A 22,918-nucleotide genomic window follows, 5' to 3' on the forward strand; every position below is an offset into this window, starting at 1 on the left:
GAAACGGCGGCCTATCGGCCGGCGATGCGGTCGACCAGCTCTTTCGCCCCCAGCAGCCCCGCCGCGATCTGGTCCGCGCCCGGCTGCCCCAGCACGACGCCGGTGATCGTCGTCTGTCGGCCGCCGACCGTCCGGACGGCCTGGAACGCGAAGCAGCCGCCGGCGGCGTTGTCCGAGCCGGTCTTGACCCCGACGAACCCGTCGTGGCCCAGCAGCGTGTCGGTGTTGGCCACGGTGCCGGCGACCGGCAGCGTCGCGGCCGGCATGGCGACGATCGCCGCGAACGCCGGCTCGCTCATCGCCCGGTCGACGATCTGCACCTGGTCGGCGGCCGTGGAGACGGTCGCCTGGTCGAAGCCGCTCGGGTCGGTGTAGTGCGTGGCGGTCATGCCCAGCGAGCGGGCGGTGTCGTTCATCTTCGCGACGAAGGCGTCCGTCGAACCGGCGTCCCAGCGGGCCAGCACCGCCGCGATGTTGTTCGCCGAAGGGAGCAGCAGCGCCTCCAGCGCTTGCCGTTCCGTCAACTGCTCGCCGGCGGCCACGGACACGATCGACTGTTGCAGCGCGCGCCGCCGAGCCGTATCGGCGACGTCGGCGGCGGTGAGGGTGAGCGTCGGGCCGTCCTGGCCGGCCTTCAGCGGGTGGTCGCGGAGCACGAGGTAGGCCGTCATCACCTTGGTGACGCTCGCGATCGGCGCCGGGTGTTGGTTCGGGCCGGCCTGGATGTGCGACTGCCCGCTCTCGACGAACGCCGCCTGGCCGTGCGCCGGCCAGACTGTCGTGGCGGGGACCCGGTTGTCCGGCCGGTCCGCGTCGGACGAGCTGGACGGCGGCGGCAAAGGGAACTGCGGGGCCGCCGCCGAGTCCCCATGCCGGTTGATCACAGCCAGCGCCGTGTAGGAAAGAACGCCGGTCAGCGCCGCGCCGACGACGACAAGAGCCACGACGGCGGCGGGACGCCTCGGTTCACTGGAAGCCACGCTCCCAGTCAAGGCAGCGAGCTGTTGCCGCCCCGTATCCGGTTTTCGGTATGTCCACGATATGCACCACCGGACAGGCCCTGGCTTACAAGTTGTCTATACAACTATTCACTGCCATGTCACACATGCTCTCCCGTGCTGAGGGCCGGCCGTAACAGCCGCCGGACACTGTCCCAGCCATGTCTTCCAAGCCCCAGGGCACCTTCCGCAGAACCCTCCGCTCCGGCGCGGTCATCACCGCCGCCGTCGCGGTGCTCGGCGCCGGAGCCGACGCCGCCTTCTCGATCGCGGCCCCGGCCGCCACCGCCGCCGCCACCGCCGCCGACGCCTCGACGCTGACCCAGACCACCTCCGGCGCCGTCCAGCAGGGCGCCCCGGTCACCTTCGCCTACAGCGTCCCGGCCGGGAGCGTGAACGCGAAGAACTGGATCGGCATCTACAAGCCGACCGACACGCCGGGCACTCAGGGCTCGACGAGCTGGCAGTACGTCACGGCCGCCGCCGGCACGGCCACCTTCGACACCCACGCGCTGGCCGCCGGGGACTGGAAGGTCTACCTGTTCTACAACGACGGCTACACCGTCCTGGCCGGCCCGATCACCCTCACCGTGACGCCCGCCGCGCCCCCGGTGGTGGTCCCGCCGCAGCCGGACACCGGCACCGGCCCGAACCTGATCGTCAACGGCGGCGCCGAGCAGGGCGAGGGCACGCTGGACGGCGTCGACACCAACACCGTCCCCGGCTGGAAGGTCGACGGCCTTCTGAACTCCGTCGCCTACGGCGCCACCGGCGGCGAGGGCGTCGCCGACTTCGCGAAGCTGACCACGCCCGGGCCGGTGGACCGCGGGCAGAACTTCTTCGCCGGCGGGGGCGGCGGCGTCAGCACCGGGACCCAGACCGCGGACGTCAAGGCCGCGGCGAAGCAGATCGACACGGGCAAGGTCACCTACAACCTGACCGCGTGGCTCGGCGGCTCCGGCACTGTCGCCGACACCGCCGGCGTGGTCAGCACCTTCCTGGACGCGCACGGCAAGACCCTGGGCACCGCCACGCTCGCCCCGGTCACCCCGGCGATGCGGAACAACACCACGAGCCTGATCCCCGAGCAGTCCCTCGGCAAGATCCCGGCAGGGACCCGCTCGGTCCGCACCGTGCTGACCGTCACCGGCAACCAGCCCACCGACCGCACCGGCCACGGCCTGGGCTTCGCCGACGACCTCTCGCTGCGCATCTCGGCCCCGATCGCGGCCCCGGCCGCGCCCAAGCCGCCGACCGTGAAGGTCCCCGGCTACGACCACGTGTTCGTGGTGATGATGGAGAACCAGGACTACAAGGGCATCGTCGGCAACACCGCGCAGGCTCCCTACCTCAACAGCCTGCTTCCCAAGGGTGCGAACCTCACCGACGCCCTCGGCGAGACCCACCCCTCGGACCCGAACTACGTCGCCCTGGCCGGCGGCAGCCTGTTCGGCGTCACCGACAACACGCCGTTCACCAGCACCGTCAACGCCCAGCACGTCGGCGACCTCGTCGACAACGCCGGCGGCAGCTGGCGCGGCTACATGGAGAACGCCGCGCAGCCCTGCGACACCACGGCCCACGGCGCTTACACCATCGACGACCTGCCGTTCTACTTCTTCAACGACATCAAGAACAACCCGGTCAACTGCGCGGCCCACCTGCTGCCGCTCACCCAGATGACCACCGACCTGAAGTCGACCGCGACCACCCCGACCTTCGCCTGGCTCAGCGCCGACGACTGCGACGACATGGAAGGCTGCGGCGTGAAGGCCGGCGACACCTGGCTCGCCAACACTCTGCCGACCCTCTTCAACTCGCCCGCGTGGAAGACCCAGCGCTCCCTGCTGATCATCACCTGGGACGAGGACGCCGCCGACGGCCAGAAGAACCTGCAGAACATCCCCACGCTGGTGCTGGGATCGCAGGGCACGGTGAAGGCCGGCTCGACCGACGCCGGCCGGTACACGCACTACAGCGTCCTGCGCACCATCGAGGCGGCGCTCGACCTGCCCAGCCTGACGAAGAACGACCTGTACGCCCCGGCCATCGAGGGCATCTGGAACCGCCAGGACCACGACGACCAGTAGTCCCTTCAGAGCTCTGATCCGTGTCAGGCACCGGCGATAGTCTTCGCCGGTGCCTGACGAACTCACCGAAGACGAGCGCCTCGAAGCCTTCATAGCCGAGCTCACCGCCGACCCCCGCCGGGCCAAGGCAGTCGCGGCGCGGTGGGCGAAACCGATGCCGGCGAACGAGGCCGTCGCCTTCCTGGAGCAGGCGTGCCGGACCCTGGCCGCCGGCAACGATACCGAGGCGGCCGCGGTCTGCTTCAGCCACATCGGCGTCCTGGATCCCGCGGCCGACGAGGCCGGACTCGGCCGGCTGCACGCGCGCTTCCTGGACTTCGCGCCGCTGGCCGCGATCGCGCCGAAGGACTACCGCGCGTATGCCAAAACCCTGACAGCCAAGACGGACCCCGCCACGGCCCACACTCGCTTCCGCGAAGTGGTCTGCGCGGCGTTCGACGCCGGCCTGGTCCCGTACGCCGCGGTCTTCCCCGACCTGCGCTCACTCGCGCGCGGCGCGGGGATCAAGAAGGCGATCGAGGAGGTGTTCCTCGCAGAGCGCATGCTCCGCACCGGCGCCATGGCCGCCGCTTCGTTGAAGGTCTGGCAGGGGGCGGTTCCAGCGCTGGAGCGCCTGGTGGCCGGCGATGAGGACCTCCTGAGGCTGTTGGTCCAGAACGAGCCCCGGGACGGATCAGACACCCCGGAGGTCGCCGCGCAGATCCGCCACCTGTGGTTCGGGCTCCTGGCCGAGGCCGGGGCCGGCCGGATGCTGGACGCCGCGTGGTTCGCCGGCCCCGGGGCGATGTGCCAGATGGGATACCTGTTCCAATTGGTGGACCAGTCCGACGTGCCGGGATGGGAGCCGGCGGACGGCTCGGTCCCGGACGACGGCCCGCAGTTCTCCTTGGCCCGCGAGTTCGCGCCCGGCGATCCGGGAGAGGAGCGCTACAACTGGCCGCACTGGGCCGGTTCGAGCTCGGCGATGCAGACGTTCGCCGAACAACTCCGAGGTGTCGACCCCGAGACGTGGGCCTGGCACGCCGAGCAGATGAGCGGCTTCGTTGCCAGGTTCGGCTACTTCATGAACGTCGACTACGAGAAGTATCTGGCGGACGTCTGGGGCGCCGGCAAGGCGATGCGCGCCCTGCTGTGCGAGCAGGTGGACAAGTGGGTCGCCGACGCAGCCTCGACCGGGCTGCACGCCCTGGACGCGGCGTTGCTGCGGCTGTCGCGGCTCGCCGACGGCGGCTATCAGGGCCTTGATCCCAGTCTCGCCGCGAGGATCTCGGTCACCGATCCCTCCATCGCGCTCATGACGACACTGCGCAACGGACTGCCGGCCGAACTGGCCCTGCCCGGGCCGTTGGGCGACCCGAAGAACCAGCTGTTCTCCACGATGCGCGTGGCCCTGGACGGCACGCGGCTGACCCTGACCAGCGGCTGGGGAGCCCACGTCTTCGAGCCCTGGCAGCAGCAGGTCAACATCCCGGCGACCATCCTGCCGAACGAGGCCTCGGTCACGCTGTGGCACGACGGGACCGGGCTGCGCGTGGCCCGGCGCGTGGGCAAGCGGCGGCACAGCTTCGTCCTCAGCGGCCGTGACCGCGATTCGCGTCTCACCCTGGACCAGAATCCGGTATGGCCGCAGGCTCCGACCGAGGCGCAGGTCTTCTTCCCTGGAGCGCGCGAGGCGACGCGGGTGTCCAGCGGCGACGGTTTCGCGTACGTCCACGCGCCCGAGGGCACGGCCGCGATCCGAATCCCGTTCGGCGGACTGCAGAACCCCAGGGGCAAATCCCGGCTCGTCGCCCCGCCGGCATGGTGGCAGTACCTGGAGGCCGTGGACGTGATCGGCTCCAAGGCGCTGCGCGCGGTCGATGAGACCCAGGCGCGCAGGCTGCTCGCCGCGGGCCACCACGGCCCGGCGACCGCTGCCCAAGCGGTGTCCGAGGTCCTGCCCGACGTGACCGACCCGCACTTGCGCGACGCGGTGGCCGACGCGGCCGTCACCGCCGCGAACTGCGTGGTCAACGCCACGCATCTGCGCCGGCGGCTGGGACTGCCGCAGCCGGAGTCACTGCCGGAGTTCCTGGACTGCCGCCCCGATCTTCCCTTCTACGCCAGCAGCCGGACGGTTGCGGGCAGCCGGCTGCTGGACGCCGTAGTGCGCGCGGCGGCCGAGGCGGAGCCCGCACCGGATGGAGCGCTGCGTCTGGTGCGGACCATCGAGGTACCGACAGGCGGGGTCGGCTTTTGGTACGAGGGCAACCTGGTCGGCGGGGCCGCTCTGCGTCTGGCCTGTCCGTGGTCGCCGGCCGTCGAGCGGGCCCGACGGCTGGAAACGTTGCAGGCCATGGCGAACACGTCGCAGGCCGACGGGACGCGGCGGTGGCGGTACCGAGACCTCGACCTCGAACGCGGCTTCGACGGCAAGCTCGCCGGACAGCTCTGGAGGACGCCGACAAGTGTCCTGGCCGTGGTGAACAACGGGCAGAGCAAGAAGGTCCTGATGCTGGAGTACGCGCCGGACGGCGTCTTCGATCCCCGTTACCCGGACACCTGGACCGCTGCCAAGGAGTACATCCGCAGGCCCGGCTGGGGCAGTCCCGACCAGATCGCGGCGTTCCTCCGGCTGCTGGACCAGGCGGGTAAGAACCCTGTCTCCTTCAGCGCCGCGCAAGCGACCGAGCTGGCGGAGAAGGCCGACATCAGCGTGGGGGACGCGGCGCGCGCCTGCTTCGGCGAGACCACCGACAACCAGCCGAAGGACCTGCGCGCGCTGTACGGCACCCGCGATCTGAGCTACCGCCAGATCGACGGGCTCAGGGAGCAGCTCATGCCCGAGGACCCGGCCGACCTGTGGCGCACCGGGCTCACCGTCGAGAAGGCGGCCGCTTGGTGGAACGCCACGCGGCCCGACTGGTGACCGGGCCCGTCCCGGGGTGATCATCGAGTCATGGAATACCTCGTCACGATGACCACCCGTGTGCCGGACGGGACGCCGCCGCAGGAGGTGGACGCGGTGCGGGCCCGCGAGGCCGAGCACACGCGCGACCTCGCGGCCCGGGGACGCGTACTGAGGCTGTGGCGCCCGCCGCTGGCACCGGGGGAGTGGCGCACGATCGGGCTGTTCACCGCCGACGACGCGGAGGATCTGGAGCGGACGCTGGCCTCGATGCCGCTGCGGGTCTGGCGCACCGACGAGCCGGTGGCGCTCGGCGTGCACGGCAACGATCCGGGACCCGGCGCCGTGGCTCCGGCGACCGGCGATGACGAGTACCTGGTGACGTTCACCGTGCGCGTGCCCGACGGCGCCGACGCGCAGGCCGTCGAACAGATGAACGCGGACGAGGCCAGGCGCGCGCGGGAGCTGGCGCAGCAGGGGAACCTCATCCGCTTGTGGACGCTACCGGTTCCGGGACAGAACCTCGGGCTGTGGCAGGCCCCTGACGCCGCCTCGATGGAGGATGTGCTGCGGTCGCTACCGATGACGGCGGGCGGCTGGCTCGGTGTCGAGACCGTGCCGCTTACGCGGCATCCGAGCGATCCGGGCGGTCCGGGAGGTCCGGGAGGTCCGGGAGGTCCCGGCGATCGATCCGGTTCTGCCACCTGATCGTGAAGAACGTGAGCGCCACCAACAGCCACGGGAGCTCGCCCAGCGCCCCGAACTGGCTGTCGGTGAAGGTGAAGATCTCGGTCACCAGCAGGTCGAGCAGGACCGCCGTGCGCGCCGGCGTCGGTGCCGTGCGGCTCGCCGGTCGCCGCCTGGACGGTGAACACGATCGCCACGACGAGGTGCGAGAGCACCAGCAGGGCGAAGACCGCCTGTTCGGCGAACGGCAGGTACGCGCCGCGTTCGGCAAGCCGGCGCACGAGCTCGCCCAGGCGGACCAGACGCCCCGGGGCGCGTTCCGGGGCCAGGGCCAGCAGATGGCGGACGGCGTCGCGGTCGGCATCGGGACAACCGTCGAGCAGCCACCCGGTCGGCCGGCTGCCCGACCGCCGCCGTCGCCGTCGCGGTGTCGCGGCCCAGGAAGGAGGCCGTCACCAGCAACGCGGCGAAGACCAAGTAGATGATCGAGGCGGCCGGACGGTAGAAGTAGTCGTTGGTGGTGGTCAGGTACTCGCCGACCTCGTTGTGATGGCCATCATCCGGTCATGGTCACCGCTCGAGGGTAGCGGACACCCCCGCGCCACCGTCCCGCAAGCGACCTGTTCACCGAAGCCACCGACCTGTCGCGATATCGTGTCCGGACATCGACCCTGGTAAACGATCATGGAGGCGGGGCAATGGGACAGCACGGCAAGGCGCCCGAAGACGTGGAAAAGCTCTTCCAGACCTTCGACCTGGACGGCGACGGCCGGATCACCGCCGAGGAGCTGAAGGCGGCCCTGGCCGAACTCGGCGAGGACGTCACCGTCGAGGACGCCGCCGAGCGCATCGGCACCGGCGACACCGACCACGACGGCACGATCAGCCTGGACGAGTTCCGGGCCTTGATGGCGGGCTGAGGCACCACCTCGAACGGCTCGCTTTAGTACGTAAACCGGCGGCGTGCCCGCGCGGCGCTTCAGGCGTCGCGCGGGCACGCCGCCGGAGTTTCGGGCATCACGATGCGGTGAAAACCACATCCACCCAATAGTTGGTCCCGTCGCCCGAATCGCCCGGGAACGTCGGCGAACTCCCGTACCCGTACGTCCCGTTCCCCTGGCTGCTCGTACTGGCCAGCGCGGTCAGCGGGTAGCTCTGGCGCGGGTAGCTGAAGTACCCGGTCGTGTAGGCGTACTTCCCAGCCGGCGCGTGATACGACGCCACGTACACGACCCCGGCGGTTACAGCCACCGGCGTGCTGAACGTCATGGTCTGCCACCCGTCGGCGGTCTCGTTGCTGAACGTGCCGGTCGCCAAGCTGGTCTCGGTGCTGCTGTTCCACAGCGTTCCGGTGTGGACCCCGGTGTTCGTAGCGCCCTTGTAGAACCGGATCCCGGTCACCGTTCCGTTGACCGCCGGTGTGAAGCGCATCCCCAGCTCCACGGAGTTGGGATCGTTCGAGTCCGGGACCTCCGGTGTCGTACCGGAGCCGGAGCCAGAGCCGCTATCGAACAGCGAACAAGGGCACGTATAAGCCGGCGCCGTACTGTCGGTGGTGAACTTCCACGTAGCCGGATCGTCCATAGCGTTGCCCCACGCATCCGACGCTTGAACCGAAGCGGTGAACACTGTGCGCGACGGCAACTGCGTTCCCGGCGTGAACGTCGCCGCCGTGCCATCCGCGTTATAGCTCACAGCGCCAGGCACCTGGGCGCCGGAAGCATCGGTGAGGCTGAACCGCATAGTGCTCGGATCCACCGGCGCCGAGAACGTCGCGTTGACCGACGCCGTGGCGGTGACGCCGCTCGCGCCGCCGGCAGGCGTCGTGCTCTTTACCGTCGGCGCCGAGGTGGGCACGCCGGCGTTGTCGTAGACCACGTCCACCCAGTAGTTGGCGTCGTTGTGGCTCAGGTTGGGGAAAGCCGAGGCGCCGTCATACGTGTAGACGCCGTTCCCGCCACTCGCCCCGTCCGCCGGAGCCGTGATCGGCGCCTGCCCCGCAGGCCCGTTGAGGAAGTAGCCGACGTCATAGGAGTAATGACCGCCGGGCGCGTAGTACGACGCAACATACGTGGCGCCCTCCCTGACCGGCACCGGATCGGCGAACATCAGCGTCTGCCACCCACTGGCGGTCTCATTCACGAAGGTGCCGGTGGCCAGCAGCTTCCCATCAGAAGTCCACAGCGACCCGGTATGCACCCCGCCGTTGGTGCTCGCCTTGTAGAACCGCACCCCGTCGATCCGCCCGTTGTCCGACGGAGTCACCTTCACTCCGACCACCACGCTGTACGGATCACCCGAATCAGCGGTTCCAGGCGTGGAGGACGAAGGGAAAACCGAACAAGGACACTGGTCCGCCCGCGCCGGTGCGCCGGCGCCGACCTGCCCGCCGACGGCCAGCGCGGCCGCGAGGGCGGCGACGCCGGCGCGGGCGCGCAAGCGCGAGCCCAAGCCCCGGCGCGATGTGGATGCAGCCATCACAGACCCCCTGGAGGACGCGCCCGGAACCGGCGCCTTGCGGGGCCGGACATGCGAGCACAGTAGGGGATGGCGGGGCGGTATGTAAGAGTTCTGATGTTGTCTGCTGCGAGGGCGGTCTGAGGCGGTCTGGGGTATTCCTCGGCGAGCCGGCGCCGGCCGCGGTCGGCGCGGTCCGCATCTGGTTGATTTCGCAACCTTCGGATATACCGGATGCCGGAGAGGAGCAGCACATGATCACCTCCGAACAAGTACGTACCGTGATCGACCGCGCGGTCTGGGACAGCCAGGGCCGGAATGGGACAGCGTGAAGACCGGCCTGTTCGGCACCAGCGAGTCCTTCGTGTCGATCCGCGAGGCCTCGATGGTCGACGACCGCCTCGAGGTGCCCTACGCCAAGGACATGGTGAAGAACGCGCCCAACGTCGACGTCGACGCGGGCGGCCACGGCATCGACTGGGATGCCGCCTGGCAGCAGGCGCAGGTCGGCAGGGACGGGAAGATGGGGCGCGCCGACGGCGACGGTGCCGCTGGGGCTGCCGGTATGGCCGGTGGCGCTGCCATGGGTGCCGCGGCCGGCAAGACCTCCGGCACCACCACAGGCACAGGTACCGCGCCCAACACCAGCAAGGCAGCGGCCGACGCCCGAGCCCGAACTGACGGCGAAGCCATGATCCGCTCCGAGGAGCGGATGCACGTCACCACCGAACGCCAGCAGGCAGGCCACGCGCGCCTGCGCAAGTACGTGGTCACCGAGCAGCAGGAACAGACCGTCCCGGTCCGGCATGAGGAGGTCCGTGTCGAGCGCGAACCGATCACCGACGCCGACCGACAAGGAGGCAAAGCGCTAAGTAAAGGAGCTGAGGAACGGCGCAGCAGGGTTCGCTGATGCGAGCCCTGCGCGCGGATCTGTGGTCCGGGCGAGCTCAAGGCTGGGCTAGGTCAAGGCTGGACTAGCTCAAGACTGGTCCGTCTCATCCTGGAACTCCCCGATGAGCTCCTCCAGCAAGTCCTCCAACGCGACGATCCCCACGATCCCGCCGCCCTCGCCACCGCCCTCGCCATCCCCATCGGCCACCAGCGCCAGCTGGGAGCGGTTGCGGCGCATCTCCGTGACCGCGTCGGCTCCGGTCTGGTCCGCGCGCAGCGTCAGTGCGTCGCCGGCGAGTTCGCCGACGTCCGGGTCGCGGCCGTCGGTGGTCGCGCGGACGGCTTCGCGGACGTGGACCAGGCCGATGGGGTGGTCGTCGGGGCCGGTGACGGGGAAGCGGGAGTGGCCGGTGGCGCGGCTGCGGTCCTCCACGGTGCTCGCGGTGGCGTCGTGGGCGACGGTGACGGTGTCCGCCCAGGGGATCATCACCTCGGACAGCAGGGTGTTCTGCAGGTGCAGTACTCGCGCCAGCAGCCTTTGCTGCACCGGGGGGATCAGGCCGTGTTCAGCGGATTGCCGGACCAGCATGCGCAGATCCTCGGGGGTGTGGGCCTCGGCCAGTTCGCTCTGCGGTTCCACCTTCAGCAGGCGCAGCAGGCCGTTCGTCATCGCGTTCAGGGCGACCAGGGGCCAGCGGACCAGTTGGGTGAAGGCGCGGAAGGGCAGTGCGACCAGGGCTGCGGAGCGTTCCGGGTGGGTGATCGACCAGGACTTCGGGGCCATCTCGCCGACGACCATGTGCAGGAACACCACCAGCATCAGGCTGCCGGCGAACGCGATGCCGTACGCCACGTCCTCGGGCAGGCCGGTCGCCTTGAACACCGGGTCCAGCAGGTGCGCGACCGCGGGTTCGGCCAGGGCGCCCAGGCCGAGGGTGCACAACGTGATGCCCAGCTGGGTGCCGGCCAGCATCAGCGACAGCTCGCGGGTGCCGGCCACCGCGACGCGGGCCGCGCGGCTGCCCTCGGCGGCCGCCGCCTCCAGCCGGTGCCGCTTGCTGGTGACCAGGGCGAACTCGGCGGCGACGAAGAAGGCGTTGCCGGCGAGCAGGAAGGCGGAGATGACCAGGGCCCAGGCACTGTTCACGGGGCCTCCTCGCCTTCGGGACCCTGAGAGCCCTGAGAGCCCTGCGAGTCCTGAGGGTCCTGAGGGTCCTGGGCGCCCTTAGAGCCCTGCGAGTCCTGAGCACCCTGAGAACCTTCCACCGCCCGCGCCGTGATCAGCACGGTCGCCGGCACCTGCCGCGCGACCGCGGCGATGTGGATCAGCACCGACAGCATGCTCGGCCCGTCCTCGGTGTACGGCGCCCGCACCGTCAGCTCCACCTCGTCGCCGATCCGTGCGGTCCGGCCGAGGCGGTGCAGGACCAGTCCCGACATCGTCGTGTAGTGCTCGCCGGCCGGCAGGGGGATCCCGGTGGTGTCGGCGACCTCGTCGATGCGCATCCGGGCCGGGACCATCCAGACGCCGTCGGGGCGCTGCTGGATCACGGCGTCGTTGATGTCGTCCTCGTCCCAGATCTCGCCGACCAGTTCCTCGGTGACGTCCTCCAGGGTCACCACCCCGGCGAAGCCGCCGAACTCGTCGATGACGCAGGCCAGCTGCCGGTGCTCGGAGCGCAGGCGTTCCAGCAGTTCGGGCAGCGGGAGGTGTTCGGGCACCATCGGTACCGGCGAGCAGACCCGCCGGACCGCCGTGGTGGCCCGCTCCGCGGCCGGGACCGCCAGGACCTCGGTCAGTCCGACCACGCCGAGCAGGTCGTCCAGGCTCTGGCCGGTCACCGGGAACCGGGAGTTGCCGGTGACCAGCAGCTCCACGGCCCGGGACACCGGCGCGTCGGCGGACAGGGTGTGCACGTCCACCCGCGGCGTCATGGCCTGCCCGGCGGTCAGCCCTCGGAAGTCCAGCGCGCGGTCCAGCAGCCGCGACAGCTCGGTGTCCAGCAGGCCCTGGGTGTGGGACTCGTCGATGATGTGCTGCAGGTCCTCCTCGCTGGCCCCCTGCGGCAGTTCCTCGACCGGCTCGATGCCGGCCGCGCGGACGAGCCGGGCGGCGGCGCCGTCGAACAGCCGCACGACGGGACCTGCGACCTTCAGGTAGAGCAGGGTGGAGCCGGCGAGTCCCTTGGCGGTGTCCAGCGGCCTGGCGATGGCCAGGTTCTTGGGCAGGAGCTCGCCGATCACCATCTGCACCACGGTGGCCACCGCCAGCGCCACCACGACCGCCAGCGACAGCCGCGCGCCGTGCGACCACCCGGTGAACCCCAGCAGGTCGGCCAGCCCGGAGCCGAGCAGCGGCTCGGCGACGTAGCCGACCAGCAGCGCGGTCACCGTGATCCCGAGCTGGGCCCCGGAGAGCATGAACGACACCTGCCCGGTGACCTCGTAGGCCCGCTCGGCCGCGGCGTCGCCCTTCTCGGCGAGCTGCCGCAGCCGTCCCCGGTCCGCCGCGATGAAGGCGAACTCCTGCGCCACGAAGTAGCCGGTGGCCGCGGTGAGCACCGCGATCGCCAGCAGGCCGAGGAGAGTCAGCATACTGAGCCGGGCGCCGCGCGGCGGCGGCGGATCGCGGTGCGGGGATGGTCGCCGGCGTCGGCATCGTCGTCGAGGCGCATGATCAGGACCATATCGCGCACCCCGGCCCGGCGCGTGGCACGTCGCGGGCGGCGCCCCTCGGCCCGCCCTCAGCCGGCCGGGGTGAGTTCGTAGCCGAATGACTGCCCGGAGGCGTTGGTCGCGGCCCCCACGATCACGCCGCCGTCGTTGATCCCGTCGGCGGTGTCCAGGGTGAAGCCGGAGCCGGCGGGGATCAGGGTGTTCAGATCGGCGGCCTGGCCGTTCTGGTAGACGAAGGCGTGGCCGTCGCCGTCCTGGCCGACGATGACGCCGCCGTCGTTGATCGCGTCGGCCGCGGCGTCGCCGCCCCCGGTGCCGGGGACGTGCAGATCGGTCACGGTGCCGTTGGCGAACAGCACGGCGTGCGCGTCGGTGTCGGCCGCCAGGACGTCGGCCCCGACGGCCTGGCCGCCCGCGTTGACCGCCAGCGCCTCGGAGGTGAGGCTCCCGGGCAGCTGGCCGAGCGTCCGGACGGTGCCGTTCTGCCACGCGGCGGCCTGGAAGACGGACGTCCTGGTGTCGGCCTGCCCGACGATCAGGCCCGCGTCGTTGACGGCGATCGGCTCGACGTCCACGCCGCCGTTCGGCAGCGCCGGGAGCCGGGTGACCGTGCTGCCGCTGATGGTGAAGCCGACGTCGCCGTGGAAGGAGCCGAACCCGGTGATCAGCCCGTTGTCGTTGATCGAGGTCAGCGCGGGGGTGGCGACCAGGTTCTGGAGCCCGACGGCCGCGCCGACATCGATCGGGGCGGAGCTGCCGGCCCACTCGACCGCCGCCTTGACCCCGCTGGAGAACGACGTGGCCGAGCCGACGATCGCGTCGTGGTCGTTGATCGCCTCGGGGTTGGCTGCGGAGTCGGTGTTCGCCGCGTCTCCCGGCGAGCCGAGGAACACCATCTTCGTGGCGCCGGCGGGCAGCAGGAAGCCCTCCTGGGTGATCGCGCCCTTCTCGATGGAGATGCCGAAGACGTCTCCGGTCTTGGTGATCCCGAACAGTTCCGTTCCCGCGCCGCCGACGATCGTCAGCTTGTACCGGGGAGCCGTCGCGGCGTGCGCCGGCGCCACGGACGCCGGGCCGACAGCCAGGAGCGCGGCCGTGGCGGCGGCGTTCAGCGCCCGGGCGCGGGTGGTGCGGATCGGCCACAGATGTGCACGAGTCATCGAATACACCCTTTCGTGGAAAGGCTGAGGCGTGTCAGTCGGTCTGACACGGTTTCGACCTCGTGGAGGTAATACGGGCCTGGGTTACGCTCAGAAGGCGGGCACGCCGTGCTCCCAGGACTCCCAATCCCCGGTGATCTCATTGGCGAGCCGCGATCCCACCCGCCAGACGTTCTCGGCGGCCAGCGACCAGCCGACGTCCTGCGTGAACGCCGACTCGGCGGCCTGGCCGGGCGCCGGCCGGTCGAAGTTCGCCCCGGCGCGCAGCACCGCCACACGCGCGAAGTCGGCCAGCCCGGCCTGCGCCGCCCGGTCGAGCGCCAGCAGGATCGCGTTGTCCTCCATCTGCGTCACCGCGTACCGGCCCCGGCGGTCGGTGTAGTCGCGCACCCAGCTCCGGGCCCGCGCGCCGAGCAGGTCGCCGGACCAGAACACGCTCTGTGTCAGCGACGACCCGCACAGCACCTCAGGGCCCTGACCTCCGGCGCCGGGATAGCCGGCGCGCAGCGCGGCGACCGCCGGGTCGTCGGCCAGCGCCACGCCCGCGCCGAGGGCGGCGGCGGCCTGCCGCAGGGGGGCGTCCAGCTCGTACACCTCGCCGGGCACCCGCAGCTCCGGGGGCTTGCCCGGCGCGCTCGCCCCCAGCGCCACGAACCCGTGCGGCCAGCTCGCGGGCATCTCCCTGGCGTCCAGCTCATGGGCGTAGCCGCCGTGCACCGCGAAGTCGGCGCAGACCACCGACCCGACCGTGCCCACCGCCGGGTCGATCCCGGCGATGCCCGCGACGAGCACGTACGCCTGTGAGAGGTCGAACAGCCCGGACAGCGCCAGCGCCGCGACCGAGGCCGCGGCGTTGGCCTCGCCCATCCCGGTGGTCAGCAGCCACAGCCCGTCGGCGCGGCCGTGCACCAGCGGGAACTCCGGGCCGAGCCCGGGGACGGCCACGGCGGTGTCCAGGCCCTCGCGCTCCCGCCACCGGAACGCCTCGCCGTGCCCGTCCTCCGGCTCGGTGTCGAACATCGTCACCACCAGCACCCGCACCTGCCGGACCATCGCACGTCTCGCTTCCGTCTCGCCTGACTGGTCAGGGAAGCGATTATCGAGGCTGAGCCAGCCGCGCACGCACCCGAGCGGCCAGCCGTGCCAACCGCTTCACCGGCCACCACAGCACGATCACCAGCACCGCGAACGGCAGCAGCGTGCCGACGACCACGAGCAGGACCTTGAGGGTCGCGGTGAACGCCTGCCATCCGTCGTGCAGGCCGCGCTGCAGCGCGTTCCGGTGCTTGACCGCCGGCGTCGGCGCCGGCGCCTCCGGCACCAGGAACGTGACGGTGATCGTCGACAGCGACACCTGGTCGTTCAGCGTGGCCAGCTGCGCCTGCATCGACTCCAGGTCCGCCTCGCGCCGCGACAGCTCGCCTTCGAGCGTGACCACGTCGGCCATGTTGGCCGCGTTCTTCATCAGGTCCGTGATCCGGCTGATGGCCGCCTGCTGCGCGGTGATCCGGCTGCTGGTGTCCACGACCTGCGAGGTGACGTCCGAGGCGGAGCGGGTCTCGTCCTGCACGGTGCCGCCGGTGCCCAGTTGACCGATCACCTTGTCGAAGGCCGCCGACGGCACGCGCAGCGTCACCGTGGACTGCGTCACCCCCTGCACGTCCGGCACGGTCCCGGACTGGGACTTCTCGTCGCCGACGAAGCCGCCGTTGACCGTCGCCAGCGACTCGGCGTTCGCGGTGGCGGACGCGACGTCCTTCGTGCGGACCGTCAGCGTGGCCGTGTAGACCAGGCTGCGCCCGGCCACCGGCGCCTTGGCCAGCGCGCTCTGTCCCTGCCCCGACGCGGGCGCCCCCGGGCTCGGCGCCACGTCCCCGGACATCGCGGGCCCGCCGCTTCCGCCGCTTGCACCCATCGGCGCCGCCGCTGCGTTGGACGCCGACGAACTGTTCTCTTTGCTGCTTCCGCAGCCGGCACTGAGTCCGACCGCCAGGACCGCGGCCACCACCGCCACGATCCGCCCCACCCGAGCACCCTGTCTCATCCGTCCGGCCCTCCAAAGGCCCCGGCTCCGCCCGGCCGTCCACCGGTGGACGGCCTGTGACCGAGTTGCACGGCACTGGGACGGCGGGCCGCGGTCGGCGGTTCCCGTTCCCGCGCTCACGGTTCGGTCACAAGCCGGCATCGGTACGGCACTGGCAGCGACGCCGGGGCTGCCCGGCGGCCGCTGTACGTGCAGGTAGCGGCGTTCCGGAACGGCTCGGGTCCTTGGCACCAGGCCGTCTTGCCGTACCTTGTTTTAAGGCGTTTCTGATTTCTCAAGGGGGACTCAAGTGCGTATCGGGCGGCGGATTCTCGTGGTCGCGGCAGTCGTCGCGCTGGGCAGTCCGGCAGTGGCGCAAGCCCGCGGTGGGGGCGGCGGCCACGGGTTCGGCGGCGGTGGGGGCGGCGGCGGTCACAGCGGCGGGGGCGGCGGCTTCCACGGCGGCGGGATCGTGGCGGTCGGCGGGGGCGGCGGATCCGTCGCGATCCTGGTGCTCCTGGTGATCATCGTGCTGCTGTGGCTCGTGTTCCGGTCCCGCAAGGGCGGTTCCAAGAGCGGTCTGAACACCGGGTCGGACAGGGCGGCGCACCGTTCCGACGCCGCGGCCCAGCAGCGCAACACCCAGCTCGAGGCGCGGATCGAGAACCTGGCCCAGAGCGATCCGACCTTCGCCCTGGACGCGCTCAAGCAGCGCACCGTCTGGCTGTACACGACCGCGCAGCGGGCCTGGACCGACCGCGACCGCGTCGTGTTGAGGCAGATCCTGTCCCCGGTGCTGTACGTGAAGTGGGACGAGGAGCTGCGCGACTACGAGTCGCGCGGCGAGGTCAACATCGTGCGGATCGTCTCGGGGCCGACGATCGAGCTGGTCAACATCGCCAACCGGGCCGGGGAGACCAACGACACCGTCACCTTCCGGATCACCGCGACGCTCGACGACCGCGTGCAGCGCGCCTACGGCGGGCAGGCGACGCGCAAGGACAACTCGACCCGCCCGGTCGAGTACTGGACGCTGCGCAAGGACGCCTCCGGCGCCTGGATCGTGGCCTCCATCGAGCAGGCCGCCGAGGGCGCGCACCACCTGACCGACGCCATCGAGACCGACGCCTGGGACCAGAAGGCGGTCGCCCGCGACGCCGTGCTCGAGGTGGCCCAGAACGTCTCGGTCCCGGGGGCCGGCGCCGAGATCCTCTCGCTCACCGGCATCTCCTGGAGCACCGACGCCGACGCCGCGGCCGGCGACCTGAGCGTCCTGGACGGCCGGTTCGACAAGGCGGTCCTGGAGGTCGCGGTCGAGCAGTTCCTCGAGGAATGGGCCATGAACGACGGCAGCCTCGACTTCACCCCGGTGCGCACCCTGAACCGCACGGTCATGCGCGACGCCGCCGTCGGGCGGGTCGAGGTGCGCTCGCTGCTCTCGCGCGAGCCGATCGTGGTGCGCATCGTGGTCGAGGCGGAGGGCTTCTACTACGAGGTCGACCGCCGGACCGAAGAGGTGCTGCTCGGCGACGCGCACAAGCGGCGGCCGTTCACCTTCTCCTTCGACCTGCGCCTCGACGGTCCGACGGCGAAGGGCTGGACGGTCGTCGCGGCCGACACCTCGCTGCCCGGGTCGCACATCGCGGGGCACCGCTCGTAGGTCAGAAACGGTGCACCGCTCGTAAGACAGATAACGGGGCACTGCTCGTATGTCAGAAATCTGAAGCCGGGCCATGGAGACCCGCGGCACCTTTGTAGGTCTCCAGCACCGGCGAGCTGTCGACGCTGTGCACCCCGCGCAGGGTGGCGATCCGCGTGCTGAGGTACGTGTACAGCGCCGGGATGTCGCGGGTCACCAGCGAGGCGTGCAGATTGGCCGCCCCGCTGGTGGCGGCGACGAACGCGACCTCGGGATGTGCGGCGAGCGCCAGGCCGGCCGCTTCCATCCGCGCGGGCTCGACCGTGAGCCACAGCAGCGTGCGAACACTGAGGCCCAGCATCGGCCAGCGGACGTCGACGTGGAAGTAGAGCACGCCGCCGGCGCGCAGATCGGCGATCCGGCGCTGCACCGTCGAGCGGGAGGCGCCGGTCTGCGCGGCCAGCCAGGCGGTGGTGGCGCGGCCGTCGTCACGCAGGAGGCCGATCAGGCGGCGGTCGAGGTCGTCGAGATCCTTTTCTGAGGCGCGGTTCTCCGCATCCGCAGGCCGCACAAGCGCGATCTGCTCCGGTGTGAGCGCGGTGAGCTTGGCGGCGATCCCGGCGGGGCGTCCGGAGAAGATGTGGAGCAGGCAGTGGGCCGTGACGTCCAGGACGCGCGCCGTCTTCGGCAACTCGCGCAGCAGCAGGCTCTCGCCGGGGGTGGCCGCGGCGGTCGTGCAGACCAGTTCGGTGCCGCCTGACGTCCGGCTGATCCACGAGGTGTCGCTGCGCCGGGCCAGGGCTTGGGCGATCGCTTCCGCCGAGTCGGGGGTGCAGCGGATGCGGACCAGCCACTCCACGTGCCCGAGCTTGCCTCGGTCCACCAGACCCCATACGCGCAACGCGTTCGACGAGCGCAGACGGATGTAGCGGCGCGCGACGGTCTGCTCCGACACGCCGATGGCTTCGGCGACCCGCGAATAGGGCACGCGGCCGTCGATGTGGAGCGCGTGCAGGATCTGCTCGTCGATCGGGTCGAAGTCGGTGGTATTCATCGCTGAATTCCTCGCAGTGCCGGATTCGCCCACCATACCTGCGCTGGATGGAGACACCGGACCTTCCCGGCCGACGATCGGGGCATGAACGAGAACACCACTGACCACTCCACTGACCGCACCACCGGCCACACCACGGACCACACGTCGGTCCTGATCGTCGGCGGCAGCATCGTGGGCGTCTCCGCCGCGCTGTTCCTCGCCTCCCGCGGCATCACGCCGATCCTGCTGGAGCAGCACGTCGGCATCTCGCCCCGGCTGCGCGCCAAGCTCTTCTATCCCCGCACCATGGAGGCGTACCGGGCGGTCGGGGCGGCCCAGGACATCTACGCGATCGAACACAGCCGCCCGCGCAGCGAGTACGCAGCCGTCGTCGAATCGCTGGCCGGCGCCGAGATCCGGCGCTGGCGCCTGCCCGCCGCCGACGACTACAGCGCCGTGTCGCCGTGTCAGGGCGCGATGGTCAAGCAGGGGGACGCCGAGCGCGTGCTGCGGACGCGGGCCTCCGCCGCGGGTGCGGACCTGCGCTTCGGGCATCGCTTGATCGGCTGGGAGCAGACGGCGCAGCGGGTCGCGGCTGAGGTGCTGGACGAACGCGGCGTCCGCTACGCGATAGAGGCCGACTACCTGCTGGCCGCCGACGGGAGCGCCAGCTCGGTCCGGGAGGCACTGGGGATAGCACGAAGCGGGGACCAGGCCCTTGCCTCCTGCATGGAGATGAGCTTCGCGGCGGATCTGCGCCCGCTGCTCGACGGCCGCCCGCTGGCGCTGGCCTTCGCCGACCAGCCCGGCCGCCCCTTCCTGTCGTGGACCACGGACCAGGACGCGGGAGCGGTGTCCGTCACCTACGACCCGGCGACCACGGACCCGGACACCGAGTTCACACCAGAGCGCTGCCAGGCCGTCGTCGCGGCGGCCCTGGGCCTGCCCGCCTCCGACTTCCGCATCACCGGCGCGCGCCCCTGGCAGATGGCCGGCTGGGTCGCCGACACCTTCCGCGCCGACCGCGCGTTCCTCCTCGGCGACGCCGCCCACGTCTGCCCGCCGGTCGGCGGATTCGGCGCGAACACCGGCATCCAGGACGCCTGGAACCTCGCCGCCAAGCTGGTATCCGTGCTGCGTGGCGACGCCGGGGCACGGCTGCTCGACCGGTACGAGGCCGAACGCCGCCCGATCGCGCAATTGACGGTCGGGCAGGCTGTAGCGCGCTTGGCTGGCGAGCGTGGTCAGGCTGGCGAGAGCAGGCAGGCGGTGCCAGTGCCAGTGCTCAGCGAGGCGGCTGTGGCGCTTGGCTATCGGTACCCCGGGACCGCCGACACCGAGACCGACAGCGTCTTGCCACTCGCCGCCGAACCCGACCACTGGCACGGCGAACCCGGCACCCGCCTGCCGCACCTCCCGCTCGCCGACACCTCAAGCCTCGACCTGGTCCGCGATGGTCGCCACGCCCTCCTGACCGGCCCGCAAGGCCAGATCTGGGCCGAGGCAGCCCGCAGCCTCGACCCCTGCGGAGCCCTCCTGGATATCCCCGACATCCCGCCGTCGAGCGTCGGGCCCGAGTGCGGCATCGGCGAGGACGGAGCGTTGCTCGTCCGCCCCGACGGCGTGGTGAGCTGGCGCGCTACACACCTCACCGCCGTACCCGCCGCGGATCTGGAGACCGCGCTCCAGCAGGCGCTGGCGCGCGACGCCGAGCTCTAACCGAGAGCCACGGCCTGCTCGACCGGCTTGCGCTGGGCCGGGATCGCCGCCATGTCCCAGTCGTACACGCACGTCACCGGAGCGTGATCCGACCACCGCTCCGCATACGTGGCCGCCCGCTCCACGACCGCCGAGGCGGCGACCTCCGCGAGGTTCGCCGAGGCCATCTGGTAGTCGATGCGCCAGCCGCTGTCGTTGTCGAAGGCCTTGCCGCGGAAGCTCCACCAGGAGTACGGGCCCTCGACGCCGGGGTGCAGGTTGCGGACCACGTCGGCGTAGCCGGCGTTGGTGAGCACGCTGGTGAGCCACTGGCGTTCCTCGGGGAGGAAGCCGGAGTTCTTCTGGTTGGCCTTCCAGTTCTTGATGTCGGCTTCCTGGTGGGCGATGTTCCAGTCGCCGCAGACCAGGACCGCTCGGCCGGTGGCGGCCGCCTCGGTGGTGAGGGTGGTCAGGTGGGCGTGGAAGGCTTCCATGAAGCGTTCCTTCTCGGCCTGGCGTTCGGTGCCCACTTCGCCGGCCGGGAGGTAGAGGCTCGCGACGGTCAGGGTCGGCAGGTGCATCTCGGCGTAGCGGCCGGAGGCGTCGAACTCGGGCGCGCCGAAGCCGATGCGGGTGGCGGTGGGGGCGATGCGGCTGAACAGGGCGACGCCGGCGCGGCCCTTGGTGGCGGCCGGGGCGACGACCGTGTGCCAGCCCTCGGGGGCGCGCAGGTGGGCCGGGAACTGGTCGGGCTCGGCTCGCACCTCCTGGAGGCACACGACATCGGCCGGGGTGGTGTTCAGCCACTCGGTGAAGCCCTTGGCGGCGGCGGCGCGGATGCCGTTGACGTTGACGGTGGAGACGGTCAGCACGCGCACCAGCGTAACGGGCGCCGGGGACCGGCACGGCCATCGGCACCGGCGGTGACCGGCGCGTTCGAGGTAATCGAGATGACGGCGGCCGGGTATCACCGGCATCATGCCTGGATGACGAGCCCATCGGACCGATCAGGTCGGACGCTTCCAGCCGCCAGTGGTGTGCGCGCGCCGTGGTCCACTGTGCCGGAACACCTCCAGGCCCGCGTCCTGGCGATGCTGGGCGGGGGAGAAGTGGTCGAGGCGGTGTCGCAGACCGGCGGTTTCTCGCCGGGTCCGGCGGTACGGCTGCGGACCTCGGCCGGGCGCCGGGCGTTCGTGAAGGCGGTCAGCGCGGAGTCGAACCCTGATTCGCCGAGCATGCACCGCCGGGAGGCCGCCTACTCCGCCCAGATGCCCGAGCACGCGCCGGTGCCCAAGCTCCTGGGCTCCCTGGACGAGGACGGCTGGGTGATCCTGGTCTTCGAGGAGATCGACGGCCACAACCCGGGCCCGGACTGGGATCCGGACGAGCTGCGCAGGACCGTCGAGGCCCTGGGCGAGATGTCGGCGCTGCTGACCCCCTCGCCGTTCGACGCGCCGCCGGTCGCCAAGGAACTGGCCGGCTTCACCGGCTGGCGCACCTTGGCGAAGGCGTACGCGAACGGAGAGGACGACCTGGCCTGGCTCGACCCGTGGGCCGTCGAGCGCTTGGACCGGCTGGCCGCGATCGAGGAGGCGATGGCCCCGCTGTGCGTCGGCGACACGCTCGTCAACCTGGATGTGCGCGCCGACAACATCCTGATCGCCGCTGACCGCGTCTACTTCGTGGACTGGCCGTGGGCCTCGCGGGGCGCGGCGTGGCTGGACATGGCGCTGTTCGTGCCGAACGTCTGGATGTACGGCGGGCCGGAACTGGCGCGCGTGGTCATGGAGCATCCGGTGCTGACCGCCGCCGATCCCGAGGCGGTGCGAGCCTTCGCCGTCGGTCTCATCGGCATGATCACGTACGCCGGCCGCCGGCCCTCCCCGCCCGGATTGCCGACGCTGCGTACCTTCCAGCAGGCCTTCAGCACCGCCGGTCTGGAGTGGATCCGAAGCCTGATGGAGTGAGGCATGGACTGAGGTTCGGCTTGCGGGCACATGACTCTTCCGCTTTTAACGCAATCGCGTTAACGTGCGCAGCGTGAGCGCACGGATCAGGATCCTGGAAGCGGCCGAGCGGCGTTTCGCCGAGGACGGCATCGAGGCGGTGTCCCTGCGGCAGATCGCCGCCGAGTCCGGCCAGCGCAACACCTCGGCCGTGGCCTACCACTTCGGCACGCGGGCCGCGCTGGTCGGCGCCCTGTACGAACACCGCATGACGCCGATCAACGCGCGGCGCCTGGAGTTTCTGGCGGCGAATCCCGACGCCGACGTGCGCACGTATGTCAGAGCTCTGGTCGAACCACTGGCCGGGACGCTGACCGACGCCGAGAAGGCCGGGCGCCCCTCCTGGTATCTGCGCTTCCTCGCCGAGGCGATGCGCTACCCGGAGTACGACCCGGCGTCGGTGGCGATCGCCCTGGAACGGCCGGAGGCCTCCAGCATCCGGGCCCTGATATCCGGTCTGCTGGCGGCGACCGGCCCGCTGCGGCTGCCGCCGGGCGTCTTCGCCGAACGGATGCGCCTGCTGGCACTGCTGGTCATCACGTCCCTGGCCGATCGTGAACGGCATCCGGGGACCGGCGTCGGCACCGAGACGCTGGTCGCCGCCGGGGCCGCGATCCTGGCCGATCCACCGCAACCACCGCAACCGCCGCAACCACCGCACGAGGAGTGA

At 71.2% G+C, this 22,918-nt stretch carries 19 protein-coding genes; 10 read left to right on the forward strand and 9 right to left on the reverse strand.

Features of this window, described 5'->3' with window-relative positions; genetic code table 11:
* Positions 1-11: 11 nt before the first annotated feature.
* Positions 12-980, reverse strand: coding sequence for a D-alanyl-D-alanine carboxypeptidase family protein (locus ABIA35_RS24680; protein ID WP_370342953.1), 969 nt, complete (start codon positions 978-980; stop codon positions 12-14).
* Between the two features lie 179 nt (positions 981-1,159).
* On the opposite strand from ABIA35_RS24680, the gene ABIA35_RS24685 reads away from it, so the two are divergent.
* The 5 genes from ABIA35_RS24685 to ABIA35_RS24705 all read left to right on the forward strand — a co-directional run bounded on the left by ABIA35_RS24685 (position 1,160) and on the right by ABIA35_RS24705 (position 7,582).
* Positions 1,160-3,088: an alkaline phosphatase family protein gene (locus ABIA35_RS24685; RefSeq protein WP_370342954.1), complete on the forward strand. Its 1,929-nt coding sequence runs from the start codon at positions 1,160-1,162 to the stop codon at positions 3,086-3,088.
* Between the two features lie 49 nt (positions 3,089-3,137).
* A complete protein-coding gene (locus ABIA35_RS24690; RefSeq protein ID WP_370359484.1) occupies positions 3,138-5,996 on the forward strand; it encodes a hypothetical protein in 2,859 nt (952 codons plus the stop codon).
* A 30-nt stretch (positions 5,997-6,026) separates the two neighbouring features.
* Positions 6,027-6,683: a muconolactone Delta-isomerase family protein gene (locus ABIA35_RS24695; protein WP_370342956.1), complete on the forward strand. Its 657-nt coding sequence runs from the start codon at positions 6,027-6,029 to the stop codon at positions 6,681-6,683.
* Between the two features lie 11 nt (positions 6,684-6,694).
* A complete protein-coding gene (locus ABIA35_RS24700) occupies positions 6,695-7,147 on the forward strand; it encodes a hypothetical protein (RefSeq protein ID WP_370342957.1) in 453 nt (150 codons plus the stop codon).
* A 213-nt stretch (positions 7,148-7,360) separates the two neighbouring features.
* A complete protein-coding gene (locus tag ABIA35_RS24705) occupies positions 7,361-7,582 on the forward strand; it encodes an EF-hand domain-containing protein (RefSeq protein ID WP_370342959.1) in 222 nt (73 codons plus the stop codon).
* 97 nt (positions 7,583-7,679) lie between these two features.
* Here the strand turns inward: ABIA35_RS24705 and ABIA35_RS24710 are convergent, their stop codons facing one another.
* Positions 7,680-9,140 carry a DUF4082 domain-containing protein gene (locus ABIA35_RS24710; RefSeq protein ID WP_370342960.1) on the reverse strand — a complete coding sequence of 487 codons (1,461 nt, stop codon included), beginning with the start codon at positions 9,138-9,140 and terminating at the stop codon, positions 7,680-7,682.
* 307 nt (positions 9,141-9,447) lie between these two features.
* Here ABIA35_RS24710 and ABIA35_RS24715 point away from each other — a divergent pair, with 307 nt between their 5' ends.
* Positions 9,448-10,029 carry a YsnF/AvaK domain-containing protein gene (locus ABIA35_RS24715; protein ID WP_370342961.1) on the forward strand — a complete coding sequence of 194 codons (582 nt, stop codon included), beginning with the start codon at positions 9,448-9,450 and terminating at the stop codon, positions 10,027-10,029.
* Between the two features lie 69 nt (positions 10,030-10,098).
* Here the strand turns inward: ABIA35_RS24715 and ABIA35_RS24720 are convergent, their stop codons facing one another.
* From ABIA35_RS24720 to ABIA35_RS24740, 5 genes are all read right to left on the reverse strand, one after another.
* Entirely contained in the window at positions 10,099-11,157 is a 1,059-nt protein-coding gene (locus ABIA35_RS24720; protein ID WP_370342962.1) for a hemolysin family protein, read from the reverse strand.
* A complete protein-coding gene (locus tag ABIA35_RS24725) occupies positions 11,154-12,605 on the reverse strand; it encodes a hemolysin family protein (protein ID WP_370342963.1) in 1,452 nt (483 codons plus the stop codon). Before ABIA35_RS24725 ends, ABIA35_RS24720 begins: the two co-directional genes overlap by 4 nt.
* A gap of 149 nt (positions 12,606-12,754) precedes the next feature.
* The gene (locus tag ABIA35_RS24730; RefSeq protein WP_370342964.1) at positions 12,755-13,846 is read right to left on the reverse strand and encodes a hypothetical protein; all 1,092 of its coding nucleotides are present in this window, start codon (positions 13,844-13,846) and stop codon (positions 12,755-12,757) included.
* Positions 13,847-13,936: 90 nt separating this feature from the next.
* Positions 13,937-14,899 carry a purine nucleoside permease gene (locus ABIA35_RS24735; protein ID WP_370342966.1) on the reverse strand — a complete coding sequence of 321 codons (963 nt, stop codon included), beginning with the start codon at positions 14,897-14,899 and terminating at the stop codon, positions 13,937-13,939.
* Between the two features lie 43 nt (positions 14,900-14,942).
* On the reverse strand, positions 14,943-15,890 hold the full coding sequence (locus tag ABIA35_RS24740; RefSeq protein ID WP_370342967.1) for a DUF4349 domain-containing protein: 948 nt from the start codon (positions 15,888-15,890) through the stop codon (positions 14,943-14,945).
* Between the two features lie 289 nt (positions 15,891-16,179).
* Between ABIA35_RS24740 and ABIA35_RS24745 the strand changes: the two genes are divergently transcribed.
* Entirely contained in the window at positions 16,180-17,529 is a 1,350-nt protein-coding gene (locus ABIA35_RS24745) for a TIM44-like domain-containing protein (RefSeq protein WP_370342968.1), read from the forward strand.
* A gap of 52 nt (positions 17,530-17,581) precedes the next feature.
* Here the strand turns inward: ABIA35_RS24745 and ABIA35_RS24750 are convergent, their stop codons facing one another.
* Positions 17,582-18,562: an Lrp/AsnC family transcriptional regulator gene (locus tag ABIA35_RS24750; protein WP_370342970.1), complete on the reverse strand. Its 981-nt coding sequence runs from the start codon at positions 18,560-18,562 to the stop codon at positions 17,582-17,584.
* 84 nt (positions 18,563-18,646) lie between these two features.
* Here ABIA35_RS24750 and ABIA35_RS24755 point away from each other — a divergent pair, with 84 nt between their 5' ends.
* Positions 18,647-20,263, forward strand: a complete 1,617-nt coding sequence (locus tag ABIA35_RS24755) for an FAD-dependent monooxygenase (RefSeq protein ID WP_370342971.1) — start codon at positions 18,647-18,649, stop codon at positions 20,261-20,263.
* On the opposite strand, the gene ABIA35_RS24760 is transcribed toward ABIA35_RS24755, so the two are convergent.
* Positions 20,260-21,114, reverse strand: a complete 855-nt coding sequence (locus tag ABIA35_RS24760) for an exodeoxyribonuclease III (RefSeq protein ID WP_370342972.1) — start codon at positions 21,112-21,114, stop codon at positions 20,260-20,262. The two genes, ABIA35_RS24755 and ABIA35_RS24760, sit on opposite strands and share 4 nt — an antisense overlap.
* A 114-nt stretch (positions 21,115-21,228) precedes the next feature.
* Here ABIA35_RS24760 and ABIA35_RS24765 point away from each other — a divergent pair, with 114 nt between their 5' ends.
* Positions 21,229-22,209 (forward strand): aminoglycoside phosphotransferase family protein, encoded by a 981-nt coding sequence (locus ABIA35_RS24765; protein ID WP_370342973.1) that lies wholly within the window; start codon positions 21,229-21,231, stop codon positions 22,207-22,209.
* 73 nt (positions 22,210-22,282) lie between these two features.
* Positions 22,283-22,918 carry a TetR/AcrR family transcriptional regulator gene (locus ABIA35_RS24770; protein ID WP_370342974.1) on the forward strand — a complete coding sequence of 212 codons (636 nt, stop codon included), beginning with the start codon at positions 22,283-22,285 and terminating at the stop codon, positions 22,916-22,918.

Origin of the sequence: Catenulispora sp. MAP12-49 (assembly GCF_041262705.1) — a bacterium.
Classification (GTDB): domain Bacteria; phylum Actinomycetota; class Actinomycetes; order Streptomycetales; family Catenulisporaceae; genus Catenulispora.